The 26,725-nt window shown below is 46.6% G+C and carries 26 protein-coding genes and 1 pseudogene; 4 read left to right on the top strand and 23 right to left on the bottom strand.

The genetic code is table 11. From position 1 onward, the window contains the following. Position 1: 1 nt before the first annotated feature. From ACFQ3W_RS05145 to pdhA, 3 genes are read right to left on the bottom strand one after another with little or no spacing between them, the layout of a single operon-like run. Positions 2–1,615: a 2-oxo acid dehydrogenase subunit E2 gene (locus ACFQ3W_RS05145; RefSeq protein ID WP_379317322.1), complete on the bottom strand. Its 1,614-nt coding sequence runs from the start codon at positions 1,613–1,615 to the stop codon at positions 2–4. Between the two features lie 29 nt (positions 1,616–1,644). Further along, complete coding sequence (locus ACFQ3W_RS05140; protein ID WP_379317320.1) at positions 1,645–2,625, bottom strand: alpha-ketoacid dehydrogenase subunit beta; 981 nt, start codon at positions 2,623–2,625, stop codon at positions 1,645–1,647. 36 nt (positions 2,626–2,661) lie between these two features. Continuing rightward, complete coding sequence (pdhA, locus tag ACFQ3W_RS05135; protein WP_379317940.1) at positions 2,662–3,729, bottom strand: pyruvate dehydrogenase (acetyl-transferring) E1 component subunit alpha; 1,068 nt, start codon at positions 3,727–3,729, stop codon at positions 2,662–2,664. A gap of 257 nt (positions 3,730–3,986) precedes the next feature. Here pdhA and ACFQ3W_RS05130 point away from each other — a divergent pair, with 257 nt between their 5' ends. Beyond that, on the top strand, positions 3,987–4,715 hold the full coding sequence (locus ACFQ3W_RS05130) for an alpha/beta hydrolase (RefSeq protein WP_379317318.1): 729 nt from the start codon (positions 3,987–3,989) through the stop codon (positions 4,713–4,715). A gap of 84 nt (positions 4,716–4,799) precedes the next feature. Here the strand turns inward: ACFQ3W_RS05130 and ACFQ3W_RS05125 are convergent, their stop codons facing one another. Further along, positions 4,800–5,480, bottom strand: a complete 681-nt coding sequence (locus ACFQ3W_RS05125; RefSeq protein ID WP_379317316.1) for a trimeric intracellular cation channel family protein — start codon at positions 5,478–5,480, stop codon at positions 4,800–4,802. 137 nt (positions 5,481–5,617) lie between these two features. Here ACFQ3W_RS05125 and ACFQ3W_RS05120 point away from each other — a divergent pair, with 137 nt between their 5' ends. Beyond that, positions 5,618–6,259, top strand: a complete 642-nt coding sequence (locus ACFQ3W_RS05120; RefSeq protein WP_379317314.1) for a thiamine diphosphokinase — start codon at positions 5,618–5,620, stop codon at positions 6,257–6,259. Between the two features lie 272 nt (positions 6,260–6,531). Then, positions 6,532–7,041 carry a C40 family peptidase gene (locus tag ACFQ3W_RS05115; RefSeq protein ID WP_379317312.1) on the top strand — a complete coding sequence of 170 codons (510 nt, stop codon included), beginning with the start codon at positions 6,532–6,534 and terminating at the stop codon, positions 7,039–7,041. 102 nt (positions 7,042–7,143) lie between these two features. Here the strand turns inward: ACFQ3W_RS05115 and ACFQ3W_RS05110 are convergent, their stop codons facing one another. From ACFQ3W_RS05110 to ACFQ3W_RS05100, 3 genes are all read right to left on the bottom strand, one after another. Further along, entirely contained in the window at positions 7,144–7,821 is a 678-nt protein-coding gene (locus ACFQ3W_RS05110; protein ID WP_379317310.1) for a winged helix-turn-helix transcriptional regulator, read from the bottom strand. 90 nt (positions 7,822–7,911) lie between these two features. Continuing rightward, positions 7,912–8,907: a ThiF family adenylyltransferase gene (locus ACFQ3W_RS05105; RefSeq protein ID WP_379317938.1), complete on the bottom strand. Its 996-nt coding sequence runs from the start codon at positions 8,905–8,907 to the stop codon at positions 7,912–7,914. A gap of 180 nt (positions 8,908–9,087) precedes the next feature. After that, positions 9,088–9,975, bottom strand: coding sequence for a LysR family transcriptional regulator (locus tag ACFQ3W_RS05100; RefSeq protein ID WP_379317308.1), 888 nt, complete (start codon positions 9,973–9,975; stop codon positions 9,088–9,090). Positions 9,976–10,120: 145 nt separating this feature from the next. Here ACFQ3W_RS05100 and ACFQ3W_RS05095 point away from each other — a divergent pair, with 145 nt between their 5' ends. Continuing rightward, the gene (locus ACFQ3W_RS05095) at positions 10,121–10,870 is read left to right on the top strand and encodes an SDR family NAD(P)-dependent oxidoreductase (RefSeq protein ID WP_379317306.1); all 750 of its coding nucleotides are present in this window, start codon (positions 10,121–10,123) and stop codon (positions 10,868–10,870) included. Between the two features lie 74 nt (positions 10,871–10,944). On the opposite strand, the gene ACFQ3W_RS05090 is transcribed toward ACFQ3W_RS05095, so the two are convergent. The 16 genes and pseudogenes from ACFQ3W_RS05090 to rnz all read right to left on the bottom strand — a co-directional run bounded on the left by ACFQ3W_RS05090 (position 10,945) and on the right by rnz (position 26,673). Beyond that, positions 10,945–11,934 carry a hypothetical protein gene (locus tag ACFQ3W_RS05090; protein ID WP_379317304.1) on the bottom strand — a complete coding sequence of 330 codons (990 nt, stop codon included), beginning with the start codon at positions 11,932–11,934 and terminating at the stop codon, positions 10,945–10,947. Then, positions 11,921–12,472 (bottom strand): hypothetical protein, encoded by a 552-nt coding sequence (locus ACFQ3W_RS05085; RefSeq protein WP_379317302.1) that lies wholly within the window; start codon positions 12,470–12,472, stop codon positions 11,921–11,923. Before ACFQ3W_RS05085 ends, ACFQ3W_RS05090 begins: the two co-directional genes overlap by 14 nt. Before the next feature lie 10 nt (positions 12,473–12,482). After that, entirely contained in the window at positions 12,483–12,674 is a 192-nt protein-coding gene (locus ACFQ3W_RS05080; RefSeq protein WP_379317300.1) for a hypothetical protein, read from the bottom strand. 263 nt (positions 12,675–12,937) lie between these two features. After that, positions 12,938–13,429, bottom strand: a complete 492-nt coding sequence (locus ACFQ3W_RS05075; protein ID WP_379317298.1) for an ABC transporter permease — start codon at positions 13,427–13,429, stop codon at positions 12,938–12,940. 21 nt (positions 13,430–13,450) lie between these two features. Further along, positions 13,451–15,589 (bottom strand): hypothetical protein, encoded by a 2,139-nt coding sequence (locus ACFQ3W_RS05070; RefSeq protein WP_379317296.1) that lies wholly within the window; start codon positions 15,587–15,589, stop codon positions 13,451–13,453. Next, positions 15,531–17,390, bottom strand: a complete 1,860-nt coding sequence (locus ACFQ3W_RS05065; protein WP_379317294.1) for an ATPase, T2SS/T4P/T4SS family — start codon at positions 17,388–17,390, stop codon at positions 15,531–15,533. The genes ACFQ3W_RS05070 and ACFQ3W_RS05065 overlap by 59 nt, the downstream gene beginning before the upstream one ends. Positions 17,391–17,392: 2 nt before the next feature. Beyond that, positions 17,393–18,238: a hypothetical protein gene (locus ACFQ3W_RS05060; protein ID WP_379317292.1), complete on the bottom strand. Its 846-nt coding sequence runs from the start codon at positions 18,236–18,238 to the stop codon at positions 17,393–17,395. Next, positions 18,235–18,936 (bottom strand): hypothetical protein, encoded by a 702-nt coding sequence (locus ACFQ3W_RS05055; protein WP_379317290.1) that lies wholly within the window; start codon positions 18,934–18,936, stop codon positions 18,235–18,237. Before ACFQ3W_RS05055 ends, ACFQ3W_RS05060 begins: the two co-directional genes overlap by 4 nt. A 1-nt stretch (position 18,937) precedes the next feature. Then, the gene (locus tag ACFQ3W_RS05050) at positions 18,938–19,864 is read right to left on the bottom strand and encodes an SAF domain-containing protein (protein ID WP_379317288.1); all 927 of its coding nucleotides are present in this window, start codon (positions 19,862–19,864) and stop codon (positions 18,938–18,940) included. A gap of 5 nt (positions 19,865–19,869) precedes the next feature. Beyond that, entirely contained in the window at positions 19,870–21,390 is a 1,521-nt protein-coding gene (locus ACFQ3W_RS05045) for a serine/threonine protein kinase (RefSeq protein ID WP_379317285.1), read from the bottom strand. A 177-nt stretch (positions 21,391–21,567) separates the two neighbouring features. Further along, positions 21,568–22,629: an SAM-dependent methyltransferase gene (locus tag ACFQ3W_RS05040; protein ID WP_379317935.1), complete on the bottom strand. Its 1,062-nt coding sequence runs from the start codon at positions 22,627–22,629 to the stop codon at positions 21,568–21,570. Positions 22,630–22,704: 75 nt separating this feature from the next. Then, a pseudogene (locus ACFQ3W_RS05035) lies at positions 22,705–22,932 on the bottom strand (cyclic-phosphate processing receiver domain-containing protein); the annotation flags it as partial. Positions 22,933–22,979: 47 nt separating this feature from the next. Then, the gene (locus ACFQ3W_RS05030) at positions 22,980–23,834 is read right to left on the bottom strand and encodes a deoxyribonuclease IV (RefSeq protein WP_379317933.1); all 855 of its coding nucleotides are present in this window, start codon (positions 23,832–23,834) and stop codon (positions 22,980–22,982) included. After that, the gene (locus tag ACFQ3W_RS05025; RefSeq protein WP_379317283.1) at positions 23,824–24,642 is read right to left on the bottom strand and encodes an Fpg/Nei family DNA glycosylase; all 819 of its coding nucleotides are present in this window, start codon (positions 24,640–24,642) and stop codon (positions 23,824–23,826) included. The genes ACFQ3W_RS05030 and ACFQ3W_RS05025 overlap by 11 nt, the downstream gene beginning before the upstream one ends. 62 nt (positions 24,643–24,704) lie before the next feature. Beyond that, complete coding sequence (locus ACFQ3W_RS05020) at positions 24,705–25,502, bottom strand: TIGR01457 family HAD-type hydrolase (protein ID WP_379317281.1); 798 nt, start codon at positions 25,500–25,502, stop codon at positions 24,705–24,707. Between the two features lie 229 nt (positions 25,503–25,731). Beyond that, positions 25,732–26,673: a ribonuclease Z gene (gene rnz, locus ACFQ3W_RS05015; RefSeq protein WP_379317279.1), complete on the bottom strand. Its 942-nt coding sequence runs from the start codon at positions 26,671–26,673 to the stop codon at positions 25,732–25,734. Positions 26,674–26,725: the final 52 nt, after the last annotated feature.

The raw sequence follows: 26,725 nt of genomic DNA, 5'->3' as shown, positions 1-26,725 counted from the left end.
ATTACACCTCCATAACCAGCAGCTCAGGGTTAGCGAGCAACTGTTTGATATAGTTCATAAAGTTTTGAGCTGTTGCACCGTCGATCAGACGATGGTCAAAGCTGAGCGAAAGAGCCATTACCGGAGCTACAACGATTTCGCCGTCTCTTACTACCGGTTTTTGGCTGATGCGGCCGGTACCTAAGATAGCTACTTCAGGGTAGTTAATGATTGGAGTAAAGAACATACCGCCGGCAGAACCGATGTTCGTAATTGAAATCGTGCTGCCTTTCATTTCATTAGGAGCCAGTTTGCCTTCACGGCCACGGCCTGCAAGGTCTTTAATCGCTTCAGCAATCATCCAGATGCTCTTCCGATCTGCATCTTTGATAACCGGTACGATCAATCCATTGTCTGTATCCGTAGCAATACCGATGTTATAGAATTTTTTATAGACGATTTCATTGTTGACTTCATCGATCGAAGCGTTAAGCGCAGGGAATTGACGAGAAGCGGCTACAAGCGCTTTGACGATGAATGGAAGATAAGTAACTTTGATGCCTTTCTTCTCAGCGACTGGTTTCATCCGAGTGCGGAAGGCAACCAATTCGGTAACATCCACTTCATCCATGATGGTAACGTGTGGAGCAGTGTATGCCGACTTAACCATAGCATTGGAAATCGCTTTGCGGATTCCTTTGAACGGAACGCGTTCTTCCTCACCGTCAGTATGAATAGCTGTAGGTGCTGCAGCAGGTGCTTTGGCAGCGGCGGCTGGCGCAGCTGCTTGAGCTGGTGCTGCGGCTGGAGTCGATGCCGGTGCGGCTGCTCCGCCTTTCTTAAACGCATCTACATCTTCTCTAGTAATTTTGCCGGCTTTGCCTGTCCCTGGTACGAGCGACAAATCTACACCTTGTTCACGGGCATATTTACGTACGCTAGGCGTAGCCAAAACTTCTTTATTTGGAGCGGCCGGTGCTGCAGAAGCCGCCGGTACACTTGCAGCGCCTTGAGCAGCGCTTTCTGCTGGTGCTGGAGCTCCTTCTTGCTCAGGAACCTCGCCTTCAGCATCGATGACAGCAACTACGTCACCTACGCGGAATACTGCGCCGTCTTTACCGAACACTTCAAGAACGGTACCGTTAACCGGGCAAGGAACTTCCACGACAGCTTTGTCGTTTTGTACTTCCATAATGATGTCTTCGTCGGTTACCTTGTCCCCTGGCTTGATGTGCATTTTGATGATTTCGCCTTCATGCAAGCCTTCACCCAGTTCAGGGAACAGGTATTGGAACTTCGTGGAAGAAGCGGCTGCTTGTGGAGCAGGTGCGGCTGCTGGAGCGGCTGGCGCACTAGCTTCTTCAGCTGGAGCTCCAGCTTGCTCAGGAAGATCGCCTTCGGCGTCGATCACGGCAACGACATCGCCAACACGGAATACAGCGCCGTCTTTCCCGAATACTTCTTGTACAACCCCGTTCACAGGACATGGCACTTCGACAACAGCCTTGTCGTTTTGCACTTCCATAATGATATCTTCATCTGTTACTTTGTCCCCTGGCTTAATGTGCATTTTGATGATTTCACCTTCATGCAGCCCTTCGCCCAGTTCAGGGAACCGATATTCAAACTTAGCCAATGAAAAGACCTCCTCAAGGTATGACTATATTAAAATTCAAGAACTTTATTAACGCCTTCAATGACTTTAGCTGGAGATGGCAGCCATTGATCTTCGATTTGTGCAAACGGATAAATCGTATCCGGTGGAGCAACGCGAAGTACCGGAGCTTCCAAATGTAGCAATGCTTTTTCATTGATTTGCGCAATCACTTCAGCCGCAATGCCGGCCGATTTTTGTGCCTCTTGAACAACGATAGCACGGTTGGTTTTCTTGATAGAGTTAACAATTGTATCGATATCGAGTGGCACAAGCGTGCGCAAGTCGATGACTTCGGCTTTAATGCCTTTTGTTTTTTCCAGTTCTTCAGCTGCTTTCACTGCCGTATGAACCATTAGGCCGTAGGCAAGAACCGTAACATCGGAACCTTCACGAACGACTTTCGCTTTACCAAGCTCAACCGTATAATCGTCTTCCGGTACTTCGTCACGGAAAGCATGGTACAGATTCAAATGTTCCATAAAGAATACAGGATCATTGTCGCGGATCGCCGAGATCAACAAGCCTTTTGCATCGTAAGGATTCGATGGGATAACCAATTTAATACCAGGAGTTTGGGCAATCAAACCTTCCAGGGAGTCGGTATGCAGCTCAGCTGCTTTAACGCCGCCACCGAAAGGTGTACGGAATACTACTGGTGCATGGTAGCGTCCGCCGGAACGATAACGCAACCGTGCCGATTGAACCAAAATTTGATCCAATGCTTCAAAAATAAAACCAACAAATTGGATTTCTGCAACTGGGCGGAATCCTTGAATTCCAAGCCCTACTGCCATACCGCCGATCGCGGATTCAGCCAGCGGCGTGTCCAGTACACGTTCTTCCCCGAACTCTTTTTGCAAACCTTCCGTTACCCGAAACACCCCGCCGACATGACCTACGTCTTCACCGAACACGATGACATTCGGGTCGCGTTTCAATTCCACGCGGATTGCATCGCGGATTGCTTCTTTCATGTTCATTTGTGCCATTGCTTCGTATCCTCCTCTTTAGAACTATCACACTTTTTATTTAAAATCGGCTTTTTGTTCTTCCAAATGCTTCGGCGTATGTTCGAACATACTGTCGATCAAGCCTGGGATAGTCATTTTTTCAGTTTGTTCCGCTTTCTTGATTTGTTCGTTGACTTTCGCTTTTGCTTCATCTTTTACGCGAGCTGTGTCTTCGTCGGTCCAAAGACCTTTCTTTTCCAAGTATTTGGCCAGACGGGCAATTGGATCTTTTTCGTTCCATTGTCCTTCTTCTTCTTTGGTCCGATATTTGGTCGTATCATCGGAGAGGGAATGTGGACGGAACCGGTAAGTCACGGCTTCGATCAAGGTAGCCCCTTCCCCATTACGTGCGCGTTCTGCAGCTTCCTGCACTGCGCTGATGACGGCGAATACGTCCATTCCGTCGATCTTCACGCCGCGGATGCCGGCAGCTACAGCTTTGTGAGCGATGGATAGAGCTGCGGTTTGCTTAGCGAAAGGAGTCGTGATGGCATACCCATTGTTTTGAACAAAGAAAATAACCGGCAGTTTGAATACCCCAGCATAGTTCAGTGCTTCATAGAAGTCGCCTTCGGAAGAACCCCCGTCACCTGTGTAAGTGATTGCGACTTGTTTTTGTTTCTTCAATTTATAACCCATAGCAATCCCCATAGCATGCAGCACTTGTGCGCCGATAATAATTTGCGGCATCAGTACATTCACGCCTTCAGGAATTTGACCGCCATGTTGATGGCCACGGGAGTATAGGAAAGCTTGGTACAAAGGAAGGCCGTGCCATACGAGCTGCGGCATATCACGATAGCCCGGGCAAACAAAGTCGTTCTTGTCCAGTGCGAATTCACTACCAACCATTGTTGCTTCTTGACCAGAAACCGGTGCGTAAAATCCGAGACGTCCTTGACGGCCAAGATTGATCGCCCGTTCATCCCAAGTACGTGTAAATACCATGCGGTACATCAATTCTTTTAATTGATCATCAGAAAGGGCCGGAACCTTATCTTTGTTAACGATTTCACCGTCCGGCGATAGCACGGACAAAGCTTCGACTTCCTCCGTGTATACTTCATAAGGAATCTTGCTCATTTTTTTCACCTCGACTAGAAATTTGATTATCTTGTTCCTCTGTTATATGATTATTATATATCTGTTATATCCATAAAGTCAAAGGAATTCAAGAAAATTGTGTAATAATTTTATCTTTGTTTATGTAACAGATAATCATTATTTATATAACAGGATATTCAATTGTGGTAGACCATGGAAATGATCCATGCAAGGCAATCTTAGCTTAACAGAGATACAAATGCAAAGTATCATAGAACTAGGGAGCGTGTAGAACTATGACAGATTTTCACTATTTGAAACGAACCATCATTAAAGAGGAAATTGAAAGCAAATACTTAGGGGAAAAGCGCTTTTTACGTATTTATCTACCTCCCGGGTATAATGAGCTATTAAGCTATCCTGTCGTATACTGTCAGGACGGAGAGGAGTTTTTCAATTTCGGGCGCATCGCAACACACGCCAATCGATTGATTATGGATGAAGACATCGATCCGTTTATCATCGTCGGCGTTGAGGTGAATACTTCAGTGCGGACTGAGGAATATGCTCCGTTCGGAAACCGTTTTGAGGCGTATACGAGCTGTTTCACGGATGAAATTATTCCCTTTATCGAGGGCAAATATCCGGTTCGTCGGAATACGGAAAATCGAATTCTGGCGGGAGATTCTTTAGGAGGATGCGTCTCCCTCCACATTGCTATGAAAAAACCGGAACTGTTTTCCAAAATCATCAGCTTATCCGGCGCCTACTATGGACTTTCTCTGGATATCATTGCCTCGCAAGCCGATTTATCCTATCTTTCCCTCTATATGATTGTTGGATTGCAGGAGGACCATTATACGACGGACACTGGAGTCTACAATTTTGTGGAGCTTAACCGGAAGGCCAAGGCTTTGCTTGAAGAGCGAGGAGCGAAAATCGCGTATTTCGAAAAAGATGGGAAGCATCTATGGGGGTTTTGGCAAAACGAACTACCTGATGCGCTTGTCTACTTTCTTAAATAGTACATGGCGTAAAAAAGAGGCCGCCTTGCAGCAGTAGAATTATCTACTATGAAGGCAGCCTCTATTTTTGTTTCTTAAATTCGACTATCGTCCCTGATCTTGCAGTATTACTCTATCCCCTTTTGCTTTCGCTTTGGTTTCTATATCCGAGCCGATACTCCCTGTATTCAAGGAACGTCGTGGGAGTCTCCAATTGTAATGAACGGAAAGCATGCGGAAGAACACTACGAATACAAATAAAAGAATTAATTCCAACGTTGATTTCGCGAAACCGAGACCTACAGCAAGACCCGCCACCATCGCCCATACAGCATAAATTTCGTCACGAAGCACGAGCGGCTTGCGACCGGCCAGCAAATCGCGAATTATCCCCCCGCCGATACCGGTTAATACTGCGGCAACTACAACGGCGCTCATCGGGTGTCTCATGTCCGTGGCATAAATTGCACCCTGTATAGCAAAAGCGGACAACCCGATCGCATCGAACAGCGTCTCGGTCTTTTTCCAATGATGGATCCAGGGTAAAGGCAACACGAAAGCTATAATAACGGACAGAATCGCCAGCATTATCAAATCGCCCTGAGCCCATAGGGTAGTCACCGGTACACCTATCAACACATTACGGATGATCCCTCCGCCAAAAGCCGTTACCAGTCCAAGCACCAGCACGCCCAAGATATCGTACTCCTCTTCCATCGCCACAAAAGCGCCAGACATCGCAAAAGCAACCGTACCTATGATGCTAAAAATGTCAAATATGTGCATTCTTCGTTTTAGCTACCCTCACTTTCCCATACATTCCTGCCTTAATCATTTTAGGACGCTATGCTGAAATTGTGCAACCCTCAAAACTGAATTATACTACATGAACAGGGGATCTAAGCGAGAAAGGAAGAATAAAAATGACAGCGAATCGCGTTCTTATTTTTGCGGGCGGGTACATTGATCCGGATGTATTGAAGGAAATTCGACAAGATGACTATCTTATTGGCGCAGATCGCGGAGCCCTCTATTTGGTGGAGCATGGCATCAAGCCCCATCTTTCAGTCGGTGATTTCGACTCAGTGAGTCCAGAGGAATTTGATAGAATCAGGCAGGCTAGTATTGAACTGATGTCCTGTGATCCAGTAAACAAAGACTTAACGGATGCGGAGCTCGCGTTTGATCTTGCTCTTCAGAAGCAGGCTGCGGAAATTATGATGATCGGAGTTATCGGTACACGGCTTGACCATACGCTGGCTAACGTTCAGATGATGCTGCGCGGAATGCAGGGTCAAGTCAAGACGGCTATTTGGGACCACCACAATTATGTTACGCTAACTAATTCGACATGCCAGATTAAAGAGCGCGGCTATACATATGTCTCTTTGCTCCCCCTCACACCAGAGGTTACAGGGATCACACTGGAAGGCTTTATGTACCCTTTGGATAACGCCACACTGAAAATGGGGCAATCCTTAGGGATCAGCAATAAACTAACTGGCCCTACCGGCACGATTCGAATTGGAAGCGGCGTACTGCTAATTATCCAAAGCAAAGATTAAATAAAACATTTTTGTAACCTTTTGTTGTTGGGGCGGAGTCGTTAATATATATGAAAAACCCTTGATATTTCAAGGGTTTTTTTCATTTCATTTTTTAGTATTATTTTCTTTTTCTTAAATTTCTGTAAACTTTAATGGTTTTTTAATAAAGACTTCTAAACCGTTGTCGGACAAGGAGTTAGCCCATTTTTACCACTAATTAGGAGGTTACAAATCTGTTATGATTCTATACGAGCCGGTAAACAAAACAAAAACATTGGAGGTACTACAACATGAAAATACAAAACATAATCCAAAAAGTATTGACGGTCGGCCTTGTATCCACCATCGGTTTCAGCTCTCTGCTAGCCGGAGGCGCAGAAACGGTACAAGCCCAGTCCGCAACCAGTGTAGCGGTTTCGAAAGGCTCGCAAATCGTAAGCTTTGGTAAACAATTTTTGGGAACCCCTTATAAATTCGGTGCATCGACTTCGACAACTAGCGTATTTGACTGCTCATCCTTTACGAAATATATCTTTAAAAGATATGGCGTAACACTGCCAAGAACTTCTGTCGCTCAATCTAATGTCGGTTATGCCGTTTCCAAATCCAACTTGATGGTTGGGGACCTGGTGTTCTTCTCCAGCGGCAGCCGCGCTAACGGCAGAAATGTAACTCATGTCGCCGTGTATGCTGGGAACGGGAAAATTTTGCACACTTACGGCAGACCTGGCGTTACAATTTCCGATCTTAATTCCGGTAATTGGAAGAGAACTTACCTGAAAGCTCGCCGTGTCCTCTAATTTAAGATATCAAGAGATCATTTTAACTTCATCCATTCGATATTGCCTAATGCATTTAACCCGGTAGCCTCTCTATCCGGGTTTTTGCATGTTCATTCACATTTATTGAAGCATATAGCCAGTGCCACGAACCGTATGCAAAAGCTTATGCGCTCTTCCGCGGTCAATTTTTTTGCGCAGATGCCGTATATATACATCCACTACATTTGTTCCCGTTGCGAAGTCATACCCCCATACCTGCTGCAAAATCATATCTCTGCCACATACCTTTCCCGCTCTTTTGGCTAAAAACAGCAGCAGATCATACTCTTTCGGCGTTAGCTTCACCGTTTCGCCTTCGCGAAACACTTTACGACTTTTCAATTCAATTCGTAAATCCTCATAGGATACTTCCGTCAAACCTCCGTCTTCAATGCGATGAAACAGAGAGATCAAATGAGTCGTCCTAGCTACCAGCTCGGCTAGCGGAACCGAGATCCTGACAACATCATTAGCTCCTGCTGTAAAAGCAGCCACCACCTCATCGGTATTCCATTCACGAAGCATTACGATCACCGGAAAGGAGGCAGGTTTTTCGAGGCGCTGCAGCCATTCCGTTGAAGCAACATCCGGTAAATCAGTCCCTAGCAAAACCAGGTGGACGGGGCTCACGTTAAGGTCTTGCATCGCCGCATCAGCCCCCTGATGCCACGTAACAGCATAGCCCGATTGCTCAACGCCTGATTTTATGCGATAACCGACATCTTCATCCTTCATAAGTAACATCACTTTATTTTCCATTATTGCCCAAACCACCTTACGTACAAATGCTTAAGCTATCTATTAAGATGGTCATTATGCTTAAAATCATACCGGAAGGCCAACTTCTGTCTAACCTAGATAGCGGTCGTAAATCGTTTTGGCTTCCACTGGATCATGGGTGCCATGAATCAGTGCTCGCCCATCCTCAAACAGCACCATACGATTGGATCCAATCGTAAAAGACAACAGAAACGCGTTTAGGTCAACCCTTCCTTCGGGAAGACGACGAAGCGCTGCAGCAATCTCATCCAAGTTCAGCTTGCGCTTGTTTGCCGGCCTAATTTGCACGGTATCTCTGCCACACAGCACTTCCGTCTTACGTTGTCCCGCAACAGATAGATAAGGATATGCCGCGTTGGAACCGCAAGACAAACAATCGCTTCGTTTAGCCGAGTCTACGCGGATAGAGGCCTGCTCGTTACGCCACACATCGAACGTAATAAGCGTGCCACGGAGCGCCTCGGGGTTCCCTGTCAATAACTTCAACGCTTCTGTAGTCTGATACGCAGTGACTATTTGAACCGCCGGAGAAATTACCCCAACCGTATCACAGGTATCTCCACCCAACGGAACCGTTCCAAGCAAACAATTTAGGCAAGGGGTTACCCCCGGCAATATCGTATAAGTTAACCCGTAACTGCCGACACACCCGCCATATATCCACGGAATACCATGTTTTTGTGAAATATCGTTGATTATAAGACGGGTATCAAAATTGTCAGTGGCGTCCATAATCAAACTCACTTCCGAAATGAGCAGCTCCAGCTCCTCCGAATCCACGTCCATCACATGCGCGTCTATTTGAACGGAGCTATTGATCCCAATCAGCCGCTCCCGAGCAGCGATCGCTTTAGGAAGCCTAGCTTTGGCATCAGCTTCAGTATAAAGCTGCTGACGCTGCAGATTGCTCCACTCGATATAATCACGATCTGCGATAACCAAGTGACCTATCCCGGCTCTCACAAGAGATTCGGCGATACTCGTTCCGAGAGCGCCAGCGCCAACAATAAGGACCTTCGCTTTTCCAAGCAGAGCCTGCCCTTCTTCACCGATCGGTCTAAACAGCTTTTGCCGTGAGTAACGGTCTTCACCTAGAACCTGATTTTCCTCTTTTGCGCCAGTTACTGTAGTGAAATGCTCATCCTTATGATTATTCAAGCACTCACCGCCTTCTTATATTTTTACAAAAACCGATGGTTACCATGCGATTTTATCATTAATTTAAAGGGTTTGGTAATAGTGGCTTCATAGATCAAACTGCAGCCGGTGAATAAATCGTTTAGTGATGGGTGAAGCAAGCTTTCCTTTGGGGCTGACCCATCCGTAATAGACAGGCTGATATTCGGGCAGCTCTAGTTCGATCGGCACAATATCCGCATGTTCACCGATCTCAAAAGAATAATCCAGACCGACCGTTAAAGCTAAACCTTCCTTTACTGCATTTTGAATGGCCTGGACGTTATTGGAAATAAACAAAATATCCGGTTCTCCGAATTTGGAGAGCCCGTTTTTGATATATTCACGGATATGCTCATCATCGTATAGAACTAGTGAATAGCCAGATAGCTGTTCAGGCCTAATCGTTTTTTCCAGCGCCAAAACAGAATTTCTCGGCACGCCGACAACCATCTTTCCTTTGAACACCTTCTCAAAGTGCAAGCCTTTATTTTGATCCGCCAGTTTTTCGGACATGGCCACAAAGCCGATATCGATGCTGTGGTTATGGAGCTCGTCCAAAATTTCCTTAGGGCCATGCTCAAACATGCGTATTTTTACTCCGGGAAACTCCTTCTTGAAACTCGCGATGATCTCCATTAATAAATGCATAGGTCCCGGGATAGTGGCAATCAGGAGTTCTCCAGTCAAGATGTCACTATACGATTTTGCTTCAACGCGAAGTTCATTGATTTTCGTCAATATTTCGGCCGCTCGACTAATGATGATTTGCCCTTCCGGGGTCGGAATAGCACCTACTCCACGAGAACGAGTAAAAAGAATAAGGCCTAATTCAGACTCAAGAAGTGAAATGGATTGACTTACGGCGGACAGGGTGACATGAGCATTTTGCGAAGTCTTCGTTAGAGATCGCGTTCTTGCTACGTCTACAATGTACTCAAGCTGCTCCAAATTCACAATAATCCCCCTCCTTAAGCGATTTTAGATAATTATTAAGTAATTCTAATGTGATAATAATTATATATAAATTTTATTTAACAATGACATTTGTTACAATCATAGTACAGAAACATACTAATATCAAAGAAGGGTTGGATAAAATATGTTACAAAACAGAGTTGCTATTATTACAGGGGGAGCAAGTGGTATCGGAAAGGAAACCGCTTACAAATTTGCGGCTAAAGGAGATCGCGTTGTCGTAGCCGATTTCAATGAAACAGCTGGACAAGAAGTTGTTGCAAAAATCAAAGCTGACGGTCACGAAGCTATCTTCGTAAAAACCGACGTTTCCAAATTTGAAGATGTAGAAGCTCTGGTTGAGAAAGCTGTTGAAACCTATGGCCGCATCGACGTGATGTTCAACAACGCCGGGATTGGACGTCTTACTCCTGTTCTGGACCAAAAACTGTCCGACTACCACAGTGTTATCAATGTAAACCAACACGGGGTTGTTCACGGCATTATCGCTGCCGGCAAAAAAATGAGAGAGCTTGGCATTAAGGGCGTAATCATTAATACCGCTTCCGTATTCGGTTTCTTGGCATCTCCTGGTACATTTGCTTACCATGCATCTAAGGGCGCGGTTATTATGATGACAAAATCGGCCGCACTAGAATTGGCACCGTACGGAATCCGTGTCGTTGCTGTCGCTCCAGGTGCCGTTGATACTCCAATTATTCAAGGTTATAAAGATAAGGGGCTTGTTGATTCGATGAAATCGAAAGTTATGGGCAACAAGCTTACTTTACCATCACAAGTAGCCGATACTGTTTACCTGCTGACGCTGGATGAAGCAAGTGCAATTAATGGTAGTGTCGTTATGGCTGACGAAGGATATGCATCATTCAAATAATTCATTTCATTTGTTTTAAGAGGCAGCTACTCTCTGCTTTATCTCGCGGAGAGCGGCTGCTTTTTTGTTTTAGACTAGTTACATTTCAAAGGGAAATAACCTTGTGCCGCAGCCTCCTTTTCATTCGCAAATACCTCTTCAACTTGAAATGACGAGGATTCAGCAATCTGACAGGGGCTGCGGTAATATAATTTACGCCCTCTGGCCACATCCACCCCACCGAACACTGGCTTGCTCTTCACAAGGCGCCCGCCGCCAAAGGCATAATTGTTATAATATTGATCCCCTATTGGAATGCCCTGAAGAAACAGAAGAATTCCAACATCATTTATTGTATTGGTCCAGGCTTCCTGTGGAATCATCGGTAGAGTGAAGGTATAGTTGACTCCCAGTCTCGGAGCTACTTCATTATGACGGCTTATGATTTGGGCTAAGTCCTCCTCGATGCTTCGTACGATAACGGAGCGGCGTATCTCCTCAAACAACTGATCGTTTTGCAGCAAAGGGATGGAAGCGTCCGATTTGATTTCGTTCTTAAGACCGCTGAGCCAATGGTTCCGGCTCTGGTCGTAGGCTGTTACGTATTGATCCAATGTAAACGAGATGCTGTTTCCCTGCTGATCCAGGTATACGTATGGCTTTTTGGGACGCCAGCGGTGAGAGACTTGTTCATTTCCGTCTTCTCCTTTATACTCATCAACTGAATACACATAATACCCGTCGTAATCCATCACAACGATGGCCGGGATATAGACTAGCAAAGTCTGCTGGGCCAGGAAATCATCCGTGATGCCAAAGTTTAAGTACAAGCTATGCAGCAGAGCATCAAGAGCTTGCTCTTTATCCACGCGCATGAATTTGTCCGAACCATAGCCGCTTTCGTACTGCTGGCGCTCATTGACGTTCATAGCTGTTCCACCGTCCTGGGCTGCTGTTTTCAAGGCCGTCGAATACTTCATTTCGAGCTGGTTAATTTCGCGCACGTCCTCCGCATGAATGCTGCTGAGCCACAGAAACGGAGAGACGATCAAAACAAAAATGATGGCCCAGTCAGTAATCTTCATTCAGCACCATTCCTCCATAGGTGAAAAGGGATCCGCCTGCCCGCGCCACATCTCCATATAACCATCCCGATAACATCTTGAGTGGACTTCTTGAACGGTCTAATACTGTGACGGTAAAAAAATCGCCTTCGTGCAGCAAATATTTCCGCTCGTCTTCATCGGCAGTTGTCGGAGAATCAGGGAACAGGACATTCATTACATCCTGGGTGTAATAAGCATCGTAAATGACACTAAATCTCCCCTGGAAAGTTCCAGAGTCGGCCGGGTCTCCATATTCGGGATGATATTTCTTATGACGATGCTCAAACTCTATGTCATATAAGCTCCCTTTGGTCTCCAATTCTCTAGTAAAATCCTCATACATCGTATCGGACACATACCCCTTGTTCCTCACTGCGTCGGCAAATTGCACCATCAAGTGATATGCTGACAGATATCTAATATCTTCTTCTCGCTGCGCTGACTGAACCGCAGGAACAAGAAATAACAGGACAACCGCCAGCAGCGCAGCCGTAACCTTTGATAATGGATTGCTCATGGCATGCCCCCTACTGCTTGATAAAAGAGATGGCGGATAAGTTACCAACCGCGTCATAAGCTCGGCTTGCCTGATACAGCCCGTTTAGGTCAAGTAATGACAATGCCAGATTACGCTTGATCTCGACCATCTCCTCATCAAGGCTGTTCGACGCTTCCATAACAACTTCACCTTCTACTGTAACAATTACCCCAAGCTTCATGAATTCAGTCAGGCTATACAATATTTCCACACCTCTGTACGTTTCATTTTCCCGACTTAACTCACCTGTAGTCCCTTGTTTTTCTATCTGACTGCTAACGTTTGTATGTACACTTTTTTGCTGAACTTGTACGAACGATGCTAGACTTGTCAACGCGCGTTCCTGCTTAGTATTGGAATCTAGCGTAATGATGACTGCCGTTAAGCAAAACGATACTGAACAGAGCAGCCAAAGCATACTTTTCACATGATTAATCATTTGATTTAGCGGGGTACGGTTGTCTGCGTAAAAATCAATCCGCGTACCACGTTGGAATTATCCTTAACTACGCGAGCCTTAAATTTTCCGCTTGGATTTACGTATTGATCATAAACTTCATTCCAGGAATTGCTTATATCCGCTTGGCTCGTCCCATTAACTGAGCCGAATTGCTCCGATGACTCCTGACCGCTAATGCTCAGTATGTTCCCATACCATTCACCGGATTTGTTTTTACCCGTTCTTACAAGGATCCCAAACTGCTCCCGGTCTTTAAATTTTCGCAAGGCGTTAGTAACCTGTGAACCACTGATCGTCGTATCATCATAAACCGTAAACGAGGCTTGTGATAGTTCCGTCTGGATATCAGAGAAATTGTTTTGTGCCGTCTTAGTAGCTTCCTGCGCCGAAACAAATAAAATCACTACAATCGTAATCAGGGCGATCGTTAAGAAAATACCTGCCGCAACCTTTAATGCGGATGATGCGTTGTTCATCGATAATGCCTCCCTCGATTTTTACAATTTTTGAATTTGTTCAAAATAGAAGCCCATTTGCTGAAAGCTCATCCAAATGAGTGGAATAACCAAATAAGCAAAGATAAGCGAATACATCGGTGTAAAACCAATCAAACGACCTAAGCCTGCTTTTGTATCGATCGATTTCTCGTAATCAAGACGACGTCTTTCAAAATGGTAGGACATCTCGCCATCCAAATCATCAAAAGCATCGGCAATCGAGATCTTCTCCGCCGCCAGGAGCAGCTTGTCCGCCATCCTCTGAAATTCGTCCAAAGGAGCCTCCTGTTTTAGCTGCTGCAATGCAGCTTCAGCGCTATGGTCAAAATCAAGGAGACACTTCTGAAGTGGAATTTTGAAAATGACAGCATAGGTAGTGAGCCAGTCCAAGATTTCCTCGACGGAAATCCGTTCCAATTCCCTAAGTATAGAAATCATTGTCAGAAACTGATATACCTCATGCCGCATATCCATCAGTCGCATTTTCCTTTGAAACATTAGTGTCCAAAGCGGAACATAGTATCCTATCCCGCCGATGCTCAAGGCAAGCAGCACCTCCCACCACTTCAAATATTCGTTATTCCAGCGATTAAGCTTGTCTACTATACGGTGTGCGGTCATGTTAATTTCCTCGCTTGAAGGGGATTTCCCATCCTCAGACAAAACCGAAGTGAGCGATTCTACGATATCATCGTAGCTAACACCGGATGAGAGGTGAAAATGGCGCATCACCTTTGCATCGGACATCGCTCCTTGGCGTGCAGCTTTCGCTTCATCATCCGGGAGCTTACCGAAGAAGATAGATTGCGATGGAGGTTCCTCCAATATCCTTTGCTGAGTTACATAATGCATCGTCACGCATGTACCTATAGTAAAAAGCAAACCTATCAAGAATACGCTGATCCTCCTAACCTGGAACCATTCAAGGCGCAAAGGATGATTCGTCTCTTTGAGTAGTCGGGAAATCCGGTAGTGTTCTTCAGAGGAAGGAGCGGGGACAAACCATTTGCAAGCAGCTCCAGCAAACTTATGATCATACACATAAGCTTCCCACGGTGATCGGGTTTTTCCAGCCCTATACATCGTCTCCTCCTCACTCCTCAGCTTTTGCAGCAACAAATAAGCGATCAGAATGATAAGAAAGATGCTAATTTTTATGACCATACCCGCCTTGCTCAGATAAAACTGATCCATCAGCGGAAAATTGCTTCTCGCCCACAACTCAATCGGTTTTGTAAAAAAAACAGGAGTTAAGGCGATTAAGTGTAGTCCTTTCAGAAAATAGTCCAGTTTGTTTTTGCGAATCAATTCAAGCTGGATCTCACCGGTCAAACTAGAGATGCCGCGCAGGTATAACGATCCTTGTGCCCGTTTTCGGTCACCATATTCCATTACCAATCGAGATATCCCGGCGAATGCTTTCAGAAAGCGGCTAGGAGCAGTCTCATAATATTTCTCAAGCGCTTCATCTGGCTGTACATGAGTTATGGCCTCAAAAATAAGGTTTGCGTGTACGCCTACCTCACGGCCTATTTGTTCTCCAGCTTCATCGATCGCATCAGCCACCATTCCGTGCCGATGATACGCATGCCTCACAGCGGCGAAAAAATCCAGCATCTGCTCAAGAAGCTTCTTCTCCTGACGATTCACATATCCATCGAGCAGCACTCCCTGTATCACTGCACAAGCGATCAATAGGGTTAGGAAGAAAAACCAGCTAGGATTCAGCAGCATCAATATCATGATCGTGAAGAACAAGGTGACCACGGTCAGATACGCAAACTTCATCGTTTGCCGTCGCAGCTCAAACTCATGGAATTGGTGAATTAATGCAAGTCGGCTTCGTATTTTTAGAACATAGTACCGAAGAGGCGGGATCTTCATCCAAATCGCATATGACTTCAAAGCAAACATAGATAAGATGCGGCGCACATCGGCAATGATCGTCCCAGTTCTTTTTATATTAGGGGTCTCCTGATAACCGTGCATTTCCCTCCCGCGTTTACTCACCAGTCTTCCTGCTGCTATTAATACGATGCAAAAGAATAAAGAAACGCCGATGACGAGTAGAAGAACAGATTTAAGCTCCAATCGCTTCACCCCAACATGCACCCATAAATTGATGAAATGCTGCTGCATCCTGAGCAATCATCTGCGAGCTCATCGCCTCCCTGCATCGCTCTGAGATCGGGTGAACGGCGACATATGCCCCATCCCGATACTCAACAATCACTCGTTCTTGATAACTGCGTCCTAGCAAATTGCCTGCCATAGTTTTTTGCATATTTTCATCCGATACGCCAACCAAATCATCTATACGGCAGCATTCTGTAATGCGTTCAATATATCGCTTGCCTGTGATATCCCGTTTTAGGTGAACATCGAAATCAATGACGCCCGCTACCTGCAATTCGGCTGCATGCTCATCGCGAAACATGCCGGTTTTGAGAAGTGAGTTCCGCAGCGACTCTACCAAATCTCGGAATGTTTTCGCATGATGCGTAAATAATGTAAATAAACTGGCGACCTGAGCCATCTGCACCATCCAGGACGCCACCTCATCAGTCGCTACTTCACCTAAAATGTTGACAGTACCATCAGTCTTTTTCTGCAGGTCCAATCCCGCTTGACCACTAACGTAATCCGTTTCCTTAAAGCTCATAATATTTCGGCTGCTGTACATACTACGCAGGTTAAGTTCGAATGACATTTCCTGCACCCGTAGCGTATAAGAAGCGTAAATATGTTTGACCAATGCCATCAGCAACGTGGTCTTCCCTGAACCTTGCGAACCGGTAATCGAGGTTATTCGGCTGCCCTTCATCAAAAATTTGAGAAGCTGAATAGGAAGCTCTGCATTCTCCCCTTGAATTAATTGTTCAAGCACCGCGGTTTTAACATCAAATTTTCGCATAAAGAACGCCCATGATTCTGCAAACGGTGGCCTGACGACAACGATTCGTGAACCGTCCTTCATTTCATTGACCTTATAACCATTTGCTTCAGACAGCTGCCCTGGCAGGTTATACTTATAAATGTTTTGACAAACCCGTTTCAATTCGGCTTCACTCCCAAACGAAAGAAAGGAGAGACGGATACTTTTCCCCTGATAAAACACCCAGACACTATCGCAAGAGCGAGATATGGCATGACCATCCTCATCCAATGGGGACAATCGTGTATCGCCCTCTTGTTGCCTCATGTTCTCCTCTCCCCACCGAGAGTCAGGGATGCCGCTCACGCCACCGCTTACCCCGTCGATCCGCTGCTCCCTAAGCTCATCTACAACAGAGAAGCCTTTATAAGCCTGGTAGACTCTTTGGACGACGATATCCAGCTTTTCCTGAAACGTAAGCACCCGATATTCCATGTAAAAACAGTGATCCATATCATCTTCGTTAATCTCATAGGTAAACGTCCCATCCTCCGATATAGAAGGTTTCTGCTCATCCAAACCATACTCTTCAATAAGCCTGGTGAAGCCATCCAAATCGTATTGCAGCTTGTACAAGTACAGCACAATGTCAAAGCGCTCCTGAGCGGTTAGCCTGTCCCTGTCATGAAAAGGAATAATACGGTCAATGTTTTCCTCGCTAACCCCGTACCCGGATTGCAAAATGTCTCGAATAAACGATTTTACATAACGTTTATCCTGCAAATCCCCATAAGTACATCCCCGCAGCGCTTGACGCAGCTCGGTTCTGGCTTTGACTCTTCGGTTCCAGGATTCTTCTCCCACTCCCCAGTCATTAGGATGAGCTCGGCTTAGCTCGTGCAGGCTCTGCTTTACGTATTCGATCAAGGACGAAAGAGCGAAACGAGCCTCGGAAAAAGATTGCTTAGGCAAACGATTCATAGACGAGCGAGCCTTAGCCCACAAAAAAGTGAATACGAGCAGTATAATTAAGCCTATTGCCAACACATTTCCATACGGGTTCAACGCTAAGCCCCCTTTCCACTTGTAGAATGGATGGAAATGTTGCTCGCCCTATCCAGTAAGCACTGGCTTAGTTTCCGATAACTGCCAAGCAGGGCTTCACGTGCTCCTCCCTTACTGAGAACCAGCTTATATTTTCTGAAGAAGCTCAAAGCTTCTCTCGAATTCCATGCATCTGCAAATTCGGTATTATACGGAATACTGAAGAGTGACAGGGAGACGCTATATCGGCGTTTTATATTGGCAAGACTCCAGCTTGATTGCGGATCGTAAGGATATATTGCAATGTTCAGCTTGCGTCTCTCCGGTTCAGGCATTTGAGATAATTCCGAAAAAAAGGCATCCAGTTGAACACGTTTTTGCTCCAATACAACTAAGGTCACATCGCAATTTTGTGCAGCGAAAGTATCAACAATTGGTCGTTTATCATGGATGTGGAGCATCAATAGGTCATAGCTTTGGTCTGCAACCATGAGCAAATCGTTGATCTTCGTATCCCTGATCGTTGTCCCGGTGGCATCTAGGCTCTCGGACCTACAGCCGCATGCTAGATCAAGCCTTCCTCCTACCAGCGGCAAGGTATAGTCGGAAAAGTTAGCTTTAGTCAATCGCCCGCTCTCTGATACTCTAAGCAGCGCATCCAGTCCATGCTCAGAGAAATGTAAAGCCTGACCAAGTCCATCGGTATCGCGCATCTCCGTTCTCAAACCTTCCTCCACACCGTATGAGGCTCTGCCAACGTTAAACAACAGCATACGTTCAGTGTGGTGAAGTGCAAGCGTCACAGCACAGCCGACGGCTAAGTGAGCAGCACCGCCATGTCCCGGGTCCCAAAACATGATTCTGGTCATGCCTGCCTCCTTTCTGCCCGACGAAGCGCTTTTTTGGCAGATGCGGCTTCCCAGCCCGTAAGTTCTTCAAGCAGGCTTCGCAGCGCTCGCTTATATGATCTCGATATCCGTTTAATTCGCAGCTGATTGGCGTGGTCATTCTCGATTTGCACGGCCAAATTCAGTTCATTCCAAGGAATACTTATTTCTTGGGGGTGCCAATCAATCGGTAAACCATCCATAAAACCCATGATATATTCCGTATTTAAAAAACTGTCTACTGTTCTGATGTACACACTTCGCACTCGCAAGCCCTTAAGCTCGGGCCAGGTGTGCAGCAAGCTTCGAAACCAAGCGGCACTAGACTCCACCTCATATCGGTCAAAGGTCGTGACCCATAACACTTCATCGGCAGAGGAAAAAGATTCGTATGAAAAATACCGAAGTGACTGCAGATCATATAGTTCGTAGTCGTATTTTTCATATGAGGCGCAGCCGGGTTCTCCCTGTGTAGTAGCAGAGAGCCCTAGGGCTACATCGAATCCACAAAACTCAGTAACCGGGAGAAGTGGTTCCATCCCTCTAACAGAATAACGGTATTTATTATCCTCCGTCGCATCTACCAGCAGAACCCTCAGACCTGAGGCAGCTAGCGCGCTGCATAAATATAACAGTAAGTCGCGCTTATCACTTTTTCCGACAAACAACCACCGCTTCACCTTACTTCCTCCCTTCATCTTGCCCGCTCATTTCAAAGCTGTCTTGATCTGCTGGCGCCTTTACAAGCGGAGGTTGAACCGGAACCTCGGCAGTATGGCTACTGGTAAACTCCGCAACCTGCTGTGGGTTCATCGTAAGCAAATCGCTTTCCAATCTCTTTCGTGCAGCGTCGTTTAGCGCAATTTCGGCTTGCTTTATGATGTTCGGATCCTTCCGGATCAGCTGCAGTACAGCATCGCTGGCTGGGTATGTAGGTATTGCCTTACTTTGCAAATATGGCTCTACATAGGTAAGTGCGTAAATTGAAGCTTTATGCAAGTAAGCGTCAACGATAGCGCTCGACAGTGACAAAATTTCCGACTCATTTAAAGTCATCGTTACTGTACCTGAAACTAAATCCTCTACTTTTTTCTTAGAAAGGAGGATGTAATCCTGACCCGTTGGAAACTGAATACGAATGTCTACAACATGATTCTTTTTCAGCATACTTGGGAGCTGTACGAAGCTCATTTCTCGCCACCTTAAATCATTCGGCGTCGGCTCCTCGTCATATAGCAGCGTTTCTGTCAACAAAGTAGACGAGCGTAGCGATATTTTTGCAATTTTACCGGCGATATCCTCCTTGGACTTGAATACATCATCTGGAACGCTATCAGCCGGAAGCTCAACTTCCATTAGTTCATCCGCCCCGATACGATGCCCCGCTGGAATATCCTTTGCAGGCACCCAACCTTGTACTATTTTATTCACTGCTGCTTCTCGCAGCTGAGCAATTTGTGTTTCATAGCTTTGTTTTTGTGTGAGCCGCATTTCTCTTTGGTGCTTGCCGTAATAAATGACGAATCCCATGAAAATCAATCCTGTAACCAACACACCTGCTAAACCGGCAAATAGTAATTGCTTCGTTTTCTGCCTGAGCCTAGGCATCCTTTTCACTTCCTTTCCTTCGGTCTTTGCCATGTTCGAAAGCTTCTGACTGAACGCACTGGCGAGGGAAGTATGTCACTGACTACTGCATGTAATGCAGTGGTAGTTTCCTCACTCGGGTCAAACGGGACAGGCTCAGCCGGAACGGTAAATATGCTGCGGGTCCGAAGCGTTTTGCCAAGTCGCCGCAATATGGACGTCGAGGCAAGCGGAACACAATATTTTAAGCTAGCGGATAAACGTTCATCTGCTATAGTAGTAGCTTTGAAACGTTCAAGCTCCTCTATTTTCCATTCCGCAGCCGCCCCAACCGCAATAGAAATATCAGCTCGTTTGAATTCCTCCTGCAGTTCTTTGCTCCGGCCGGTCCCAAGATCACAAATGATAATTTCGTATTTACCCGTCAATAAATCAATCATGTCGGACCTTGAAGGCGTCCTTACATATTGCACACGGTCAATGCGAAAAGTACAGCCGGGTGCCCCAGCTGAGGCTCTTGTTCCTTCAACAATCCGAGCCAGTCTCTGGAATGCCGTCGATTTGGCCTCCATTTCAGCAATCACCACCTTCCTAAAGCTATGGGACAACACATGGGCCAACGCAATCGCGGTGTGAGTCGTCCCCACCCCTGCCCCCACCCCCATAACAGCAATGACTGTGGCGCGACCTCTACGTGTTTTATTATCTGAAGGGTGCCTCACCCTGCTATGAGAGGGTGCCGATTTTTGCAACATTAAGTCACGCAAAGCAGCGCTTGTCTCTTCCGCTGAGGCAAAGCGAGCCAAAGGATCCGTCTGCAGCAGCCTTCTAACGATCGGAACCAGTGCGGCATGTCCTTGATTTCGAAAGCTGACCTCTGCTTCTGTGGACCATACACTAAAATGCAATCTGGTTCCGAGGTACAATATTACGGCTCCAAGTGAATACAAATCTGTGCGTCCATCCGTTTGCCGTCCCCCATACTGCTCCGGTGCGGCAAAGCCGACAGTACCTAAAAGGACGGTGTCCTCGGGCTTATTTGCCGAATACATACGGGCGATTCCAAAATCGATAAACCGAATTTCCCCCTTATGATCGACCAGTAGATTTGAAGGCTTCAAATCCCGATGAATAATCGCAGGATCATGGGTGTGCAGATAATGCAATCCCTCTGTAATTTGCAGAGCGAAATGGAGGAGATCCTCTGTATCCAGACTGTCGCCAAGCTCTTTGACATAGCGATCCAAATGCACGCCTTCAATGCAGTCCATGACAATATAGAAATATCCGTCCTGATCGCACCCTACAAAGTCAACAATTCTCGGCAAACGATGATGATTTAGTGAGATCAACAGCTCAGCTTCCTTTGCCATTTGCTGCTGCTCCCCCCGAGGGGAAATACTCTCTTTGATCGCCCAAAGCTTGCCCGGAAGCTTTAAGTCGGCCCCGAGATACACTCTACTCATTCCGCCTTGTCCAATAACGCGCTCAATATAGTAGCGTTTTGCTAATATGTCTCCCGGTGCCAGTTTTCCTATGAATGGCAATATGTCCTCCTTTCCTGACAGCAAAAAAAAGGAAAGTCCCCCATTCCTCCTCGGTTGTGAAACCGAAGTCTGTGAATGGGATACTTTCCCTCAGCAGTCATTGTATAATTTTGGAATTAGTATATGGCAAAATCACACAAAAAGTAAAGCACTTTTTTTGAAATTTAATTAATGATATTAATATTTAATCATGTATAATGTTATTTCATCCCGATTATGGAACAGCTGTTTAGCCCGTTGTACCTGCATTCTAGCATCTTCAAAGATATCAATAACCTCGTGTATCAAAGCCATCGGTTTCTTCGTGAGCAGTTTCACGGTAACAATTGCCGTACCCCCTGGAACCAGAGCATATAGCAGTTGGCTTACAAGCCTAGCCGTCAGTTTAGGACTCCAACTCATATCGCATACGAGCAGGTCAAACTGGTTTTCCTTGAATTTGACGCTATCGGCATTTCTTTGTAAGAAAGTTAGCTTTGGAGAAGACAACAGAGACGGATGCAGCTTTGCCGTATCGATTGCCGTTACTTTTAAACCTCTTTCCAGCAAAAAGGAAGTCCATCCCCCTGGAGCTGCACCGATATCAAGCGCTTCATGAAACGAAGCAAACGGGATGCCAAAGTTCGCCTCCGCTTCCAGCAGCTTAAATTTCGCCCGTGAAATCTGTCCTTCTTCCTTTTGAAACCGAATTGCTCCACCGTTCCAATCGGACAGGTTATCCTGTGGCCGGGCTACCCCTGCAAAGACGCTGCCTTTACCGGCAAAAACCGATATGATCCATTCTGCATCCCTTACTACAAACTCTGTACCCTCCAGCTTCGAGATGCCTTCCTGCAGCTTATCCTTCATTTCAGCCGCCGTACCACTCCAAAGCGAGTCTTCCGATTTTCGCGTCTGGATGGCGACCCGGGCGCCGGGCAGTCTGAAATCAGCTAGCAGCATTTTGCTTAGGGCTTCTTCCCACCCTTCGTTACCGCCGCCACCATGCTCCTCAGTGCTCCATTCCCAATCGGCAAGAAACATGTGCCGCATAAAGATAGGCGGCTTGGCCTCGATTTGGTGCAGTACATCTTCAGCCGTGACCTGCAGCGTAGCGACGAAGACTTCTCCAGGAATCAACATAGTGCTTTTTACGCTGCCGAACTCACGCCGCAGTTCTTCCTGTGCATAAGGAGCAAACCCATGATTCGCGGTGCAAACCCATTTGGAATGCGGCGGCTCCGACGAATGTTTGGCGATGTCATCAAGCCGTTCAAACGGAATGGGACAATTGTGCAACAAGACATGCTCCGGTTTGCTTGGATACAAAATCTCGTACATGCTTCTTTTTCCGCTAATGCTTGAGGAATGCAAATAAATCTCCCGTGGGTATAATCCTTCTCGTACCATTGCGGCCGCCATATCCGTGCCCGTCTTCTCGTCAGGACCCATGTCGTAATCCAGCGATAAAATGTCTACCTCCGTTAGCCTGAGCAACTCCAGACATTCGTCGACGGTACGCGCTAAAGTGAACCCCTGCGGACACCTACGAAAATCGTCCATATATACATGAATCAATGTTGTTCTTCCTTTCCCGCAGTATTACAGCGTTAGGCTTCCAGCCACCGCCTCACTCGCTCCAAATCATCTCTGTAGGTCCCATCTTCTCCAGTTTCACTCTCAAAGATAAGCGGTACTTTACGTATCGCTTCAATCTGAAGCAGCCAGCGAAAACCGGATTCTCCTATATATCCTTGCCCGATACGAGCATGACGGTCTTTGTGCGAAATATACGGATATTTCGAATCGTTAAGATGAACTGCAGCAAGACCTTCAAAGTATCCAAGCTGTTCTGCTTTCTTGTCAAAATCTTCATCCACTTCACCTCGCCACATTCCTGCAGCAAAGGCGTGACATGTATCTAGACAAAAACCAATTCGTTCCGGATACCGGCTTAATCGACGGATTTGTACAAGTTCTTCCATCGTCATGCCCATATCTCCATGGTCTCCAGCCAAATTCTCGATCAGCAGTTTGGCTTCCCCCTGCCAGTCGGATAACACGTCATTTATACATTGTATAATATTTTGATAACCTTGTAAGGGGTTTCCTGACTTAATTGTGCCAAAATGAACCACAATTCCCAAGGAGCCACAAGCTTCAGCAATCGAGAGGTCGTTACGAAGCGAATCGACGACCTTCTGATAAGCATTGAGATTGGTTTTCTGACTGACCGCGAGGTTGCTTGGATACGGCGTATGGGCAATGGAGACCAAACCGTGCTGTTTACAAAAGCTGCAGCAACTCGCCGCGTCCTTGGCGTCAAACGACTTCACCGTAAGACTGCGCGGGTTTTTGGGAAAATACTGAAAAGCCCCTGCTTCGAGCTGGTAAGCCGCTTTGGCTGCGCCATAATACCCGCCCCGAATGCTAAAATGTCCGCCAACTTTTACATCAGCGGTCATGCTGACATCCCGGGCTGTAAAAGACTTTTCGTCCATTCAGTTCCGTTTTCACGATGATGTCCCCACAGCGAGGACACACCTCACCCTCCCGGTCATACACCCGGCAAAGATCGTTAGAGCCGCCGGTTAGCGTATCGTCTTTTGTCAACGGCATTTCCATGTAGCCTCCGGCTTCCGTCGCCTCAAGCAAAACCTCTCTCGTTGCTTTGTAAAGGCGGGAAAAGTCCTCTTCGCTCATGTTTTGCAGCTTTACCGATGGCAATAGCTCGGCTGCAAAAGCAATTTCATCCGCATAGCAATTGCCTATTCCGGCTACAACATCCTGATTAACGAGCGCAGACTTCAAACTTCCGCGCCGTTTACTTAGCAGGCGGATAAAGCGTTCCTCATTCATACGGCGGTCTAGCAGTTCCGGGCCTAAATGAGATAGGAGATCCTCTGCTTCTTTGGCGCTATGCAAATGCAAATACCCAAGGCGCAAGCCGATAAAATACAGCACAAGGTCAGGGCCAAACGAAATTTCCACTTGTGTGCTCCGTTCTGGACGTTCTTCCTTTGTACCAAGATACAGTAAGCCGCCGAGCATTAAGTGAAGAAGGAGCCGCTTCCCATTGTCTAAATGAAACAAAAGGTGCTTCCCCCGGCGTTCCACAAAAATGACTTGTCGGCCGCTAAGCTCCTTGGCAAACTGATCTGGCTCTACATTGATGGATTTCTCCCGGTGTACGACGATTTCGCTCATCGGAAGATCCAATATATGACGCGATAATTGTATTCGATAATTTTCCATCTCCGGTAGTTCCGGCATGGGTCATCTTCCCTTCATATTTTACTTCAAAGAAATTCGAGGTAAATCCGTCCCTCTTTAGTTTATTTATGGCCGCAAATCACATTTTGAACTTCCTGAAGGCTGCTGCATACGATATCCGGCTTAACCCCCGACGTTCTAACAAAATCAGGTAAATTGTCCTGCGTCGTAACCCCAGTCAGCGCTAAAATCGTCCCGCACCCAGCATTAACTCCCGCAGCGATATCTGTTTGCATATTGTCCCCAATAACGGCCACTTCTTCATGCTTTAGACCAAGCCTTGCGATCGCATAGTTCATTAGGTGCTCAGATGGTTTCCCGATTACCACTGGCTTAACCCCCGTAGCAGCTTGGATCGCCGCGGACAATGTTCCGGCTCCCGGCATTAGCCCTTCCTGTGAAGGAAGCAGCAAATCGGGATTGGTTAGCACGTATCTTGATCCCGCACCAATCCAGCGGGCAGCCCGCGTTAATGTCTCGTATGTAAAGTTCCGGTCGATGCCCTGTACAACAACATCCGGCTGTTCAAAATCCATGGTAAGCCCGGCCTCCTGAAGGGCCTCAATCAATCCAGCCTCCCCAATAGGCGCAATCCTTGAGTCAGGCATTCTTGTCGCGATGTATTCGGCCGCAGCTACGGCAGAGGTACATACCTCATCTTCCTTGGCCGGAATACCCATACCCTGTAAATGAGCCGCGACAGCAGCCGGTGTTCTCGATGAATTATTCGTTACGAACAGAAAAGGGATATGCTTTTCAAGTAAACCGTTGATCAATTGGTCCGCTCCCGGGATGATCCGAGTGCCATGATATAAGGTTCCGTCTAAGTCGATTAGGTAGGCTTTCCAAGAGACTGACAATACGTTCACCCTTTCTTATCGTGCCTATATTATTTTACATATTAAAACAAGGGTCAGGCAAATTTTCTTATCGTTTGGTTGAAAAATGCAGCTCCCCCCCACAACTGCGTCGAACGGCATCGAAATGTAAGGTGAACTGCGATGAGGGAATGGCAAACTTTGAAATGGGCTGTCATTTCCTGCGCTTTCCCGGAAAATAATTATTTCCTAGCCTGTTCTAAATAAGTTTTCAACTTATGTCTTTTCCACGTCGCTGAATGGGATACAATACATGCTCCCTGGCAAGCTGCGAATTCACAAAGACAGCTTCCGCCTCTTGCTGCAGTCGCTCGAGCTGCTCCTCCGATTTATAGCGGGAACTAAAGTGCGTCAAAAACAACTCGTTTACGCCAGCCGTTTTGGCGGTTTCTGCCGCCTGCCGCGCAGTACTATGATGATATTCATGCGCGGTGTCAGCGAGTTCATGCAGGAATGTGGCCTCGTGCACTAACACGTCAGCGTCTTTAGCAAGCACCTCTGCCGCCTGGCAAGATCTCGTATCCCCTAAAATCGTTACGATGCGCCCTGCCTTGGGTTTCCCCAACACCTCAGAAGCGTGCAGCATTTCACCGCCTGGTGTCATGACACTTTCACCCTTCTTCAGTTTACCGTACAGCGGACCCGGACGAATGCCGTAACGTTCCAGTATCTCGGCATCGAGCTTACCCGGCAAGTCTTTTTCAATCACTCGGTATCCGTAGCTCGGAATTCGGTGTTCGAGAAGAGCGGACTCCACGCGAAAAAAATCGTCCTCCAGCACAATGCCCCCATCATGTTCTACGATTTCAAGCTTGTATTGGATTCGTGATTCACTAAGTTCGAGCGAGGTCTCAACAAATCTCTTTAGCCCCCTTGGCCCGAATATGACAAGAGGGGTGTCCCCTCCTTGGTAGGCACGGCTGGAGATGAGTCCGGGAAGTCCAAAAAGATGGTCCCCATGCAAATGAGTGATAAATATATATTCCAGCTTACTTAGCTTCAGAGGTGAACGGAGGATTTGATGTTGGGTCCCTTCGCCGCAGTCGAACAGCCACACAGAACGTCTCTCCTCCAAGAGGCGCAAAGCGACGGAGGTTACGTTTCGCTCAAGTGACGGAACGCCGGCGTTCGTTCCCAAAAAATAAAGTTCCATGCTCATCATCCTTCCGTTGTATAGATTGCTATTTTATATAGACCATCAAAAC

Source organism: Paenibacillus puldeungensis, assembly GCF_042678945.1.
Classification (GTDB): Bacteria; Bacillota; Bacilli; order Paenibacillales; family Paenibacillaceae; genus Fontibacillus; species Fontibacillus puldeungensis.
This window is presented reverse-complemented; position numbering and strand designations above follow the sequence as displayed.

What these genes read in the sequence shown, in the direction of transcription:
- ACFQ3W_RS05050 (WP_379317288.1), bottom strand. Translation starts at nt 19,864, where the DNA reads ATGCCTAGGCTCAGGCAGAAAACGAAGCAATTACTATTTGCCGGTTTA.
- rnz (WP_379317279.1), bottom strand. Translation starts at nt 26,673, where the DNA reads ATGGAACTTTATTTTTTGGGAACGAACGCCGGCGTTCCGTCACTTGAG.
- ACFQ3W_RS05090 (WP_379317304.1), bottom strand. Translation starts at nt 11,934, where the DNA reads ATGAAGATTACTGACTGGGCCATCATTTTTGTTTTGATCGTCTCTCCG.
- ACFQ3W_RS05130 (WP_379317318.1), top strand. Translation starts at nt 3,987, where the DNA reads ATGACAGATTTTCACTATTTGAAACGAACCATCATTAAAGAGGAAATT.
- ACFQ3W_RS05060 (WP_379317292.1), bottom strand. Translation starts at nt 18,238, where the DNA reads ATGACCAGAATCATGTTTTGGGACCCGGGACATGGCGGTGCTGCTCAC.
- ACFQ3W_RS05030 (WP_379317933.1), bottom strand. Translation starts at nt 23,834, where the DNA reads ATGACCGCTGATGTAAAAGTTGGCGGACATTTTAGCATTCGGGGCGGG.
- ACFQ3W_RS05115 (WP_379317312.1), top strand. Translation starts at nt 6,532, where the DNA reads ATGAAAATACAAAACATAATCCAAAAAGTATTGACGGTCGGCCTTGTA.
- ACFQ3W_RS05070 (WP_379317296.1), bottom strand. Translation starts at nt 15,589, where the DNA reads ATGCAGCAGCATTTCATCAATTTATGGGTGCATGTTGGGGTGAAGCGA.
- ACFQ3W_RS05110 (WP_379317310.1), bottom strand. Translation starts at nt 7,821, where the DNA reads ATGGAAAATAAAGTGATGTTACTTATGAAGGATGAAGATGTCGGTTAT.
- ACFQ3W_RS05080 (WP_379317300.1), bottom strand. Translation starts at nt 12,674, where the DNA reads ATGAAGCTTGGGGTAATTGTTACAGTAGAAGGTGAAGTTGTTATGGAA.
- ACFQ3W_RS05085 (WP_379317302.1), bottom strand. Translation starts at nt 12,472, where the DNA reads ATGAGCAATCCATTATCAAAGGTTACGGCTGCGCTGCTGGCGGTTGTC.
- ACFQ3W_RS05125 (WP_379317316.1), bottom strand. Translation starts at nt 5,480, where the DNA reads ATGCACATATTTGACATTTTTAGCATCATAGGTACGGTTGCTTTTGCG.
- ACFQ3W_RS05075 (WP_379317298.1), bottom strand. Translation starts at nt 13,429, where the DNA reads ATGAACAACGCATCATCCGCATTAAAGGTTGCGGCAGGTATTTTCTTA.
- ACFQ3W_RS05140 (WP_379317320.1), bottom strand. Translation starts at nt 2,625, where the DNA reads ATGGCACAAATGAACATGAAAGAAGCAATCCGCGATGCAATCCGCGTG.
- ACFQ3W_RS05025 (WP_379317283.1), bottom strand. Translation starts at nt 24,642, where the DNA reads ATGCCGGAACTACCGGAGATGGAAAATTATCGAATACAATTATCGCGT.
- pdhA (WP_379317940.1), bottom strand. Translation starts at nt 3,729, where the DNA reads ATGAGCAAGATTCCTTATGAAGTATACACGGAGGAAGTCGAAGCTTTG.
- ACFQ3W_RS05120 (WP_379317314.1), top strand. Translation starts at nt 5,618, where the DNA reads ATGACAGCGAATCGCGTTCTTATTTTTGCGGGCGGGTACATTGATCCG.
- ACFQ3W_RS05095 (WP_379317306.1), top strand. Translation starts at nt 10,121, where the DNA reads ATGTTACAAAACAGAGTTGCTATTATTACAGGGGGAGCAAGTGGTATC.